Below are 9,272 nucleotides of genomic sequence, written 5' to 3'. Positions count from 1 at the left end.
CTGCACAACTCGGGCGCCCGGCACGCGCTGTGGGTCTCGGTGAAGGCGGGGCTCGGGGCGACCGCGATCGCGCTGGTCCTCGGGACGCTGATCGCGTTCGCCGTGGCCCGGCACCGCTTCTTCGGCCGGGACACGGTGTCGTTCGTGGTGGTACTGCCGATCGCGCTGCCCGGCATCGTCACGGGCATCGCCCTCAACTCGGCGTTCGGCACGGTGCTTTCGCCGCTCGGCGTGGGGCTCGGGCTGTTCACGGTGATCGTCGGGCATGCCACGTTCTGCGTCGTCGTGGTGTTCAACAACGTGGTGGCGCGGCTGCGGCGGACGACGGGGTCGTACGAGGAGGCGGCCATGGACCTCGGCGCGACCACCTTCCGCGCCTTTCTGGACGTCACCTTCCCGCTGGTGCGCTCGGCGCTGCTGGCCGGTGCGCTGCTGTCGTTCGCGCTGTCCTTCGACGAGATCGTGGTCACCACGTTCACCGCGGGGCCCGGCATCGAGACCCTGCCGATCTGGATCTTCGACAATATGACACGGCCCCAGCAGGCGCCGGTGGTCAATGTGGTGGCCGCCGTCCTGGTGCTGCTGTCGGTGGTGCCGATCTATCTCGCGCAGCGGCTGTCGGCGGACACCGCGACCTCCAGCCGGGTGTGAGCCGGCGGCCGGACACGCGCGGGTACGGGCCGGTCCGGGTGTGGCGCCCGCCGTGATGGAACCCTGCGGCCCATGAGCAACCCTCCGAGCGTGAACAGCTATGTCGACCGGGTCACCGCGGGACCCGGCGGGGCGATGACGGACGAGGCCGGCGTCATCACCGGCGATCTCACCGTGGCCACGATCCTGCGGTCGGACGGCCGCAGCGCGCGGGTCGCCGTCCAGCACTTCGGCGGTGACACCTGGTACACCCTCACCGGCAGTCCCGCGCCCGTCCCCGAGGGGCGGCTCGCCGCCTATCACCGGGATCTGCTGGGCCGTATCCGCCGAGGTGGGGGCACTCGCGCGACCTGACCGACGGTCAGTTCCGGGGCGCGAACGAACAGTTGATTCTTTCATGAACACGCAAAAAGGCGGCTCCCGCACCTTGACCGGGGTTTGGTCCAGACCAATCATGGCCTAGACCAGTAGCCCCGGCCGGGCCCTACGTGCGCCACCCCCGCTCGATCGACTGTCGTTCGCCAACCGGGAGTACCCGATGACACGTCCGAGATCCGTACGCGCCCTGCTCACCGGCGTGGCCACCCTGGCCGCGTCCGCGGGGCTGGCCCTGGGGATCGGGGGCACCGCGCACGCGGCGACCCCGCTGCCCGCGCATGTCTTCGCCCCCTATTTCGAGGCCTACAACGGCGACAGCCCCGCCGCGCTCGCCCAGTCCTCCGGCGCCAAGTACCTGACCATGGCCTTCATCCAGACCGAGAAGAAGGGCTCCTGCACGCCCTACTGGGACGGTGACACCAGCACCCCCATCACCTCCTCGGTCTACGGCTCCGACTTCAGCACCATCCGCTCGCGCGGCGGCGACGTCATCCCCTCGCTCGGCGGGTACGCCGCCGACGACGGCGGCACCGAGATCGCCGACAGCTGCACCAACGTCGACTCCATCGCCGCCGCGTACGAGAAGATCATCACCACGTACGACGTCTCCCGGCTCGACATGGACGTCGAGGACAACTCGCTGACCAACCAGGCCGGCATCGACCGCCGCAACCAGGCGATCAAGAAGGTCCAGGACTGGGCCGCCGCCAACGGGCGCTCGGTGCAGTTCTCGTACACCCTGCCCACCACCACGAGCGGGCTCGCCGACAGCGGGCTCGCGGTGCTGCGCAGCGCCAAGAACGCGGGCGCCAAGGTGGACGTCGTCAACCTCATGACGTTCGACTACTACGACGGTGCCACCCACCACATGGCCACCGACACCCAGACGGCCGCGACCGGGCTGCACGACCAGCTCGCCTCGCTGTACCCGAACCTGTCGGACAGCCAGCTGTGGAACATGATCGGCGTCACCGAGATGCCCGGCATCGACGACTACGGCGCGGCCGAGACCTTCACCACCGCCGACGCCACATCGGTGTACAACTGGGCGGTCTCCAAGGGCCTGAACACCCTGTCCTTCTGGGCGCTCCAGCGCGACAACGGCGGCTGCCCCGGCACCGGCGGCTCCGACAGCTGCTCGGGCATCAGCCAGGACACCTGGTACTTCACGCACACCTTCGCGCCGTTCTCGGGCGGTACGACCACCCCGCCGGCCAACGACTTCTCGGTCTCCCTCTCCCCCGCCACCGCCGCCCTCGACCCGGGCGCCTCCACCACGGCGACCGTGAAGACGTCGGTGACCTCGGGCAGCGCCCAGTCCGTCGGCCTCGCGGTCAGCGGCGCGCCGAGCGGGGTGACCGCGACGCTGAGCCCCACCTCGGTCACCGCGGGCGGCAGCTCCACCCTCACCGTGAAGACGGCCGCTTCCACGGCGCCGGGCACCTACCCGCTGACCGTCACCGGCACGGCGGGCTCGGCCACGCACAGCTCCACCTTCAATCTCACCGTGAACGGGTCCGGCGGCGGCACCCCGACGGCGCTTTCCAACGGTGACTTCGAGAGCGGTTCGCTCTCGCCCTGGACCTGCGACAGCGGGGCCTCCGTGGTCTCCTCCCCGGCGCACGGCGGCACCCACGCCCTCCAGACCGCGCCGACCTCCTCGGCGACCGGCCAGTGCGCCCAGACCCTCACCCTCAAGCCGAACACGTCGTACGCGCTCAGCGGCTGGGTGCAGGGGTCGTACGCCTACCTCGGGGTCAGCGGTGGCGCGACGGCCAGCACCTGGACCTCGGCTTCCGCCTGGCAGAAGCTGACGGTGCCCTTCACCACCGGCTCCTCCGGCACGGTCACCGTGTACGTGCACGGCTGGTACGGCCAGGGCACGGTCTACGCGGACGACCTCGCCGTCTCCTGACCCGTCCCCACGGCTGGGCCCATCCGGTGAGCGCACCGGGTGGGCCCGGCCGTCGTTCCCGGCCCGCCACGCGGTGATCTTCCGCGGCCCGAGAGAGGCTGTGGGTGAGACTCCGGGAAGAGACGACCGCAGGCAGGAGGGACGGCCGTGATCGAACTGGCCGCGGCGTTCGCCGTCGCGGGCGCCGCGAGCAACGCCGTCGGCACCGCGTTCCAGCGCAAGGCCGCCTCCGCGAGCAGCCGCGGCGGGATCCGGCTGCTCGCCGAGCTGGTGCGCCGGCCGTTCTGGATGATCGGCATGGCCGGGGTGATCTGCGCGGCCCTCTTCCAGAGCCTGGCCCTGGTCAACGGTCCGCTGGCGCTGGTCCAGCCGCTGTTCATCCTGGAGCTGCCCTTCGCGCTGCTGGTCGCCGCCCCGCTGATGCACCGGCGGCTGCCGCCCTCGGGCTGGTGGGGCGTCGCGAGCTGTGTGGCGGGGCTCGCCGTGCTGCTGATCGCGGCCGCGCCGCACGGCGCGCTCGACCAGGCCCCGCTCACCCGGTGGATCCCGGCGCTGTGCCTGTGCGTGGGCGCCATGGCCGTCGCCGTGCTCCTCGCCTCCCCCGGTCGCCCGGCAGCCCGGCGCGCCGCGCTGCTGGCGGCCGCCTCCGCCACGGGCAACGCTCTGACCGCGGCGCTGCTGAAGTCGGCCTCGGGCACCTTCGCCGACGAGGGGTTCCTGGCGTTCCTGCGGTCCTGGCAGACGTACGGCTTCGCGCTCGCCGGGGTGGCGGCCGTGCTGCTCCTGGAGAACGCGCTCCAGGCGGGCCCGCTGGCCGCGGCCCAGCCCGCGCTGACCATCGGCGACGCGGTGGTGAGCCTGGCCCTCGGCATCGCCCTGTTCCATGAGCGGATCCGCACCGGCTGGTGGCTGGTGCCGGAGGCGTGCGGGGCGCTGATGATCGTCGCGGGCGTGCTGGTGCTGAGCCGGGCCGTGCAGCGGATCACGGTGGTGCCGGTGGCGGCCGAGGAGGAGATCGCGACCTGAGCGGCCCCCGGCGTCAACCCTGAACTTCTCCGGACCGGGTCCCGTGACCGTCCCTTTATGCACCACGCCGCGCCAAATGACCTTTTCGTATTCTTATCGTCCATAAGATGCGACGCGTCAGACGAACCGAATGCCCCGGTCGAGGAGGCGATGGCGTGCCGTCGAGTGGAATCAGCCGTCGGAGTGCGGCGCGTCTGGGCCTCGGCGCCGGTCTCGGCGTGGCGGCCGCCGCGCTGACCGGATGCGACGGCGGCGGGCCGGGCCTCGGCGCGTCGGGGCCCGGCGGACAGCGGCAGGCGCCCCGGCTGATCGGCGACGGCTCGACGGCGTACACCGGGCGCCAGCCGAACCAGCCGGACGCGCCCACCCGGCTGGAACCGGGCCGGACCCCGCCGCAGTTCGTGGTGTTCTCCTGGGACGGCGCGGGCGAACTCGGCACCGGGCTCTTCCCGCGCTTCCTGGAACTCGCCCGCGAGCACGACGCCCGGATGACCTTCTTCCTGTCCGGCCTCTATCTGCTGCCGGAGGACAAGAAGCGGCTGTACCGGCCACCCAACAACCCGGTCGGCGCCTCGGACATCGGCTATCTCACGAACGAACACATCAAGGAGACCCTGAAGTACGTGCGTCAGGCCTGGCTCGACGGGCACGAGATCGGCACGCACTTCAACGGGCACTTCTGCGAGGGCTCCGGATCGGTGGGCGACTGGACCCCCGCGCAGTGGCGCTCGGAGATCGAGCAGGCCCGGACCTTCGTCAAGTCCTGGCGGACCAACACCGGTTGGCACGACGAGCCGCCGCTGCCCTTCGACTACGACAAGGAACTCGTGGGCGGCCGCACCCCCTGTCTGCTCGGCCAGGAGAACCTGCTGCCGACCGCGCGCGAACTGGGCTGGCGGTACGACGCCTCGTCACCGGGCGGGGTGCAGCGCTGGCCCCGCAAGCGGGACGGCGTATGGGATCTGCCGTTGCAGGGCATTCCGTTCCCCGGGCGCAGCTTCGAGGTGCTGTCCATGGACTGGAACATGCTGGCCAACCAGTCCCTGAACTCGACGCGTGCGCCGTCGTACAACTACCCCTACTGGCGCGCCCAGACCTCCCAGGCGTACATGGCGGGGTTCGACCGGGCCTATGAGACGAACCGCGCGCCGCTGTTCATCGGCAACCACTTCGAGCAGTGGAACGGCGGCATCTACATGGACGCGGTCGAGGAGGTCCTGCGACAGATCGCCGGGCGGCCGGAGGTACGGCTGGTCTCCTTCCGGCAGTTCGTCGACTGGCTCGACGTCCAGGACCCGGCGGTCCTCACCCGCCTGCGCACCCTGGAGGTCGGCGAGAAGCCGGTGGGCGGCTGGAGTTCGTTCCTGCGCCAGGCCGCGTAGACGCGACCGGGCCAAGTGGGTTTCGTACAGGGCGGGTTCACGCGGCCGACGCGCGGTCAGCCGGGGGTCGTCATGCGCTGGGTGCCGATGACCGACAGCAGCCGCAGGGCCTGGTCGGAGGACGAGCCGGGGACGGCGGTGTAGATGACGACCTGCTGGTCGCGGTCGGTCAGTTCGAGGGCGTCGCAGTTGACGGTGACCAGCCCCACCAGCGGGTGCCGAAAGGTCTTGCGCACCGTCGGCTCGCCGTCCACCTCGCGGGCATTCCACAGCCGGGCGAACTCCGCGCTGCCGTCCAGGAGTTCACGGATCAGCGCGGACACCTCGGGGTCGTCGGGGTAGCGGACGGCCGCGGTGCGCAGGCGGCTTGCCGCGTGTCGTTCGAACGCGGCGGCGTCGGACACCCCGTACAGGCGCCGGCCCTCGGTGCGCGGCCCGAGGAAGGCCCGGCGGGCGAGGTTGCGGTCGCGGCGCGGCAGGGCCGAGAAGTCCTCCATGAGGGCGGCCGCCAGATCGTTCCAGGCGAGCACCTCCAGGGTGGCCGAGGTGACGAAGGCGGCGGCGCCCGGCAGCCGGTGCACCAGGTCGAGGATGCTCCGCCGCACCTCGCGCGGGGGTCCGGGGGCGGGGCTCGGCGGGGCGCCGGCCAGCTGGTGGAGGTGGTCGCGTTCGGCGTCCGTCAGCCGCAGGGCCCGGGTCAGCCCGGCCAGCACCTCGCGCGAGGGGCGCGGGGCGCGGGCCTGTTCGAGCCGGGCGTAGTACTCGGGGGAGATGAACGCCAGCGCCGCCACCTCCTCGCGCCGCAGCCCCGGCGTACGACGGCGCGGCCCGAGGGGCAGTCCGACGTCGGCCGGTCCGATCCGCTCGCGCCTGCTGCGCAGGAAGGCGCCCAGTTCCGCTCTGTCCACCGTTCCAGTGTGCGCGCCCGCCGGACGGCCGAGCCAGGTACAGCTGGTGCCTGGATACGGGCCGGGGCAGGGCGCAGGCTCGTAGGTATGAACACCACACAGAACACCGAGACCCCTCGTCCGGCGCCCGCCGGGCTGCTGACCGGCAAGGTCGCCTTCATCACCGGTGCCGGGCGCGGCATCGGCGCGGCGGCGGCACGGCTGTTCGCCCGGGAGGGCGCGCGGGTGCTGCTCGCGGCCCGTACGGAGGACCAGCTGAGGGCGGTGGCCGAGGAGATCCGGGCGGCAGGCGGCACCGCGGAGCACGTGGTGTGCGATCTGGCCGACGGGGCGAGCGTACGTGCCGCGGTGGACCGTGCCCTGGAGCGGTTCGGCCGCCTCGACGTCGCGTTCAACAACGGCGCGACGATCCAGCGGCCCGGCCCCATGGACGAGCTGCCGGAAGCCGATCTCGACCAGATCTACACGGTGAACATGAAGGGTGTCTGGCTGGCCATGGCCGCCGAGGTCGCGGCCATCCGGGCGAGCGCCGGCAGCGGTGCCATCGTCAACAACTCGTCCGTGGGCAGCCTGCGCGGAAATCCCGAGCTGCCCGCCTACGCGGCCACCAAGCGGGCGGTGAACAGCCTGACCGCGTCGGCCGCCGTGACCTACGGCCCGGAGGGCATCCGGGTCAACGCCATCGCGCCCGGCTTCACGCTGACGGAGATGACCCGGACCTGGGAGTCGGAGTCACCCGGGATCCGTGAGCGGATCACGGCGGGAACCCCGCTGGGCCGGGCGGCCGCCCCGGAGGAGATCGCCGAGGCCGCCGCGTGGCTCCTCAGCGATCGGTCCTCCTTCGTGACCGGCACGGTACTGCGGGTCGACGGGGGTGCCCGCGCCTGACCCGGGTCTTCGTCAGCCGAGGCCCATGACGCTCATCGTGCGCTCGGCCATCCGCTGCTCGCCGAGCGCGTTCGGGTGGACCGGCACGATGTTCGAGCCGAACAGCAGCGGCTCGATCCACCGGGTGCCCGAGGGCTGGCAGGCGTCATGCCCGTCGGCCGCCTGGGAGAAGTCCACGTAGGTGGCCCCGGTCTCCTGGGCGGCGCGCTGCACGACGGAGTTGAGGTGGGCCTGGAGCGCCCGCAGATACGGGATGTCACCGGAGGCGATCGGCAGCTTCAGGAAGCAGGACGCGTCGAAGGCGGAGGGCACGATCCACGGGTAACCCAGCACCGCCACCCGGGCGTTGGGCGCCTTGGCCCGCAGCGCGGTCAGGGCGCTCTTCAGCGCGGGGTAGGTGTTCGCGTCGATCGCGTCGTCGAAGGACGTGCCGTACTTGTCCTTGCAGGGGTGACCGAAGCCGGCGTTGAGAACTCCGGCGGTGCCGCAGTCCACGATGGCGCTCACGAAGGTGCTGTTGTCATTGCCGCCGATGGTCAGCGTCACCAGGTCGGTGTTCGCGTTCACCGCGTCCAACTGCGGTGCCACGCCCGAGTACTGGGACTGGGTGAAGTCCTTGGTCTCGGCGCCGCCGCAGGTGACGTCCGTCAGCGAGGCGCCGGTCGCCTTCGCGAGGACATGCGGGTAGTTCACGGTGGAGCGCAGACAGAGCAGATTGCTGGTGTCGATGGGCGTGACGCCCGAGCCCGCGCTGTAACTGTCGCCGAGGGCGACGTAGTTGAGGGGCGTCGCGGCATGGGCGGGGGCGGCCGTGAGGCCGAGGGCCAGCGTGCCGGCGAGTGCGGATGCCGCGGCGGCGGCACGGCGCAGGGCAGGGGTGGGCATGAGGAGTGCTCCCTCTTACGCGACTGGTGCGGGGCAGGGGGTATCGCCGGCTGCCGGGGGCGCTGCGTGGGGTGCGCACAACGACGGCCGTGGAGCAGGGAGTTGCGGGTACTACCAGCGGGTTCTACCGCTAGGTAATGTGCGGGCAGCTGATCGCCGAGTCAACATTGCGGACCGAAGTTCTTGAAATGCTCATGAAATATGGGTGTCGACATGCCGTAACAGCGGGTGCATGACGGATCATTCGAGCACGGATGAACCCGGGAGCGGTGGACCGCCGGCCGTGAACCCGGCCGTGTCGGCGCCGCCATGCCGCCGAGTCCGTCGGCGCATTCACCCGGTGACCGGACTCCTGGCGCTGACCTGCGGGAACGGGGATAGAGTGCGGGACGTGGGCCCCTCCGCCGAAAGGACGACCATGGACCAGTCCTCCCCCGCGCCGACCGTGGAGCGCGTGGACGCACGGCACCGTTACGAGATCCTGGTCGGCGGCGAACGCGCCGGCCTCACCGCCTATCGCGACCGGGGCGAGCAGCGGGTCTTCTTCCACACCGAGATCGACGACGCCCACGCCGGGCAGGGTCTGGCCGGGCAGCTGGTCGAGTACGCCCTCACGGATGTGCGCGCGCTCGGCAAGCGGATCGTGCCGGTGTGCCCGTACGTCGCCAAGTTCCTGAAGAAGCACGAGGAGTTCGCGGACATCACGGACGAGGTGACCCCCGAGATCCTCAGCTGGCTCGACACCCAGCACCGCTGACCCACGGAACCGACTCGGCCCCGACGCAAAGGGCTTGCCATCCCCGTTGCGGCGATGGCAAGATCCCTCCAGCTCGAACAGCAGCTACACAGCCCGTACTTCTTCACGCATTCACACATTCACGAAGGACTGAAGTCCATGGTTTCGGCGTCCCACAGCGGCCGCCGTCGGAACTGAGCCCCCTGCCCCACGGCAGCGCGCTCGCATGTTCCCACGCTCTCCTCACGGCGGTCCGACGACGCGGTGTCCAGCACACCGCCGCCTCGCTCACCGAGGCGATCCCTCGTACGCACGACCGCTTTCACCGTGAGGAATTCCCAGCGTGCACACCGATGTCCAGAGCTTCGCCGTCGCCCATCTCCTGCGCCGCCCCGCGGCCTGTCGAGTGGGCGGCTTCGTCGTGGGGTTCGACCCGGCCACGACGAGCCCGTACGTCAACTACGCCACCCCCGTCCCGGGGGCCGAGCCCACCGACGCGGACG

At 71.3% G+C, this 9,272-nt stretch carries 9 protein-coding genes; 7 read left to right on the top strand and 2 right to left on the bottom strand.

Going from position 1 to position 9,272, the window contains the following annotated elements; translation table 11 throughout:
* The 5 genes from CCN72_RS31630 to CCN72_RS31610 all read left to right on the top strand — a co-directional run.
* Positions 1 to 651: ABC transporter permease (locus CCN72_RS31630; RefSeq protein ID WP_086811588.1), on the top strand; the 651-nt coding region annotated here is incomplete at its 5' end.
* A 72-nt stretch (positions 652 to 723) separates the two neighbouring features.
* Entirely contained in the window at positions 724 to 1,005 is a 282-nt protein-coding gene (locus CCN72_RS31625; protein WP_037653943.1) for a hypothetical protein, read from the top strand.
* 184 nt (positions 1,006 to 1,189) lie between these two features.
* Positions 1,190 to 2,944, top strand: coding sequence for a carbohydrate binding domain-containing protein (locus CCN72_RS31620; RefSeq protein WP_086811586.1), 1,755 nt, complete (start codon positions 1,190 to 1,192; stop codon positions 2,942 to 2,944).
* Positions 2,945 to 3,091: 147 nt separating this feature from the next.
* Entirely contained in the window at positions 3,092 to 3,970 is an 879-nt protein-coding gene (locus CCN72_RS31615) for a DMT family transporter (RefSeq protein ID WP_086811577.1), read from the top strand.
* Positions 3,971 to 4,125: 155 nt separating this feature from the next.
* Entirely contained in the window at positions 4,126 to 5,352 is a 1,227-nt protein-coding gene (locus CCN72_RS31610) for a polysaccharide deacetylase family protein (protein ID WP_244174575.1), read from the top strand.
* A 56-nt stretch (positions 5,353 to 5,408) separates the two neighbouring features.
* Here the strand turns inward: CCN72_RS31610 and CCN72_RS31605 are convergent, their stop codons facing one another.
* Positions 5,409 to 6,260 carry a helix-turn-helix transcriptional regulator gene (locus tag CCN72_RS31605; RefSeq protein WP_086811574.1) on the bottom strand — a complete coding sequence of 284 codons (852 nt, stop codon included), beginning with the start codon at positions 6,258 to 6,260 and terminating at the stop codon, positions 5,409 to 5,411.
* An 87-nt stretch (positions 6,261 to 6,347) separates the two neighbouring features.
* Here CCN72_RS31605 and CCN72_RS31600 point away from each other — a divergent pair, with 87 nt between their 5' ends.
* A complete protein-coding gene (locus CCN72_RS31600; RefSeq protein WP_086811572.1) occupies positions 6,348 to 7,148 on the top strand; it encodes an SDR family NAD(P)-dependent oxidoreductase in 801 nt (266 codons plus the stop codon).
* Between the two features lie 12 nt (positions 7,149 to 7,160).
* Here CCN72_RS31600 and CCN72_RS31595 read toward each other — a convergent pair whose 3' ends face one another.
* Positions 7,161 to 8,033 (bottom strand): SGNH/GDSL hydrolase family protein, encoded by an 873-nt coding sequence (locus CCN72_RS31595; protein WP_086811570.1) that lies wholly within the window; start codon positions 8,031 to 8,033, stop codon positions 7,161 to 7,163.
* A gap of 418 nt (positions 8,034 to 8,451) precedes the next feature.
* On the opposite strand from CCN72_RS31595, the gene CCN72_RS31590 reads away from it, so the two are divergent.
* Positions 8,452 to 8,790 carry a GNAT family N-acetyltransferase gene (locus tag CCN72_RS31590; RefSeq protein WP_086811568.1) on the top strand — a complete coding sequence of 113 codons (339 nt, stop codon included), beginning with the start codon at positions 8,452 to 8,454 and terminating at the stop codon, positions 8,788 to 8,790.
* Positions 8,791 to 9,272 lie beyond the last annotated feature (482 nt).

This window comes from Streptomyces murinus (assembly GCF_002154555.1).
Lineage (GTDB): Bacteria > Actinomycetota > Actinomycetes > Streptomycetales > Streptomycetaceae > Streptomyces > Streptomyces murinus.
Note: the sequence above shows the minus strand (reverse complement) of the source record. Positions and strands in the feature narration are given on the sequence as shown.

What these genes read in the sequence shown, in the direction of transcription:
- CCN72_RS31625 (WP_037653943.1), top strand. Translation starts at nt 724, where the DNA reads ATGAGCAACCCTCCGAGCGTGAACAGCTATGTCGACCGGGTCACCGCG.
- CCN72_RS31620 (WP_086811586.1), top strand. Translation starts at nt 1,190, where the DNA reads ATGACACGTCCGAGATCCGTACGCGCCCTGCTCACCGGCGTGGCCACC.
- CCN72_RS31600 (WP_086811572.1), top strand. Translation starts at nt 6,348, where the DNA reads ATGAACACCACACAGAACACCGAGACCCCTCGTCCGGCGCCCGCCGGG.
- CCN72_RS31595 (WP_086811570.1), bottom strand. Translation starts at nt 8,033, where the DNA reads ATGCCCACCCCTGCCCTGCGCCGTGCCGCCGCCGCGGCATCCGCACTC.
- CCN72_RS31590 (WP_086811568.1), top strand. Translation starts at nt 8,452, where the DNA reads ATGGACCAGTCCTCCCCCGCGCCGACCGTGGAGCGCGTGGACGCACGG.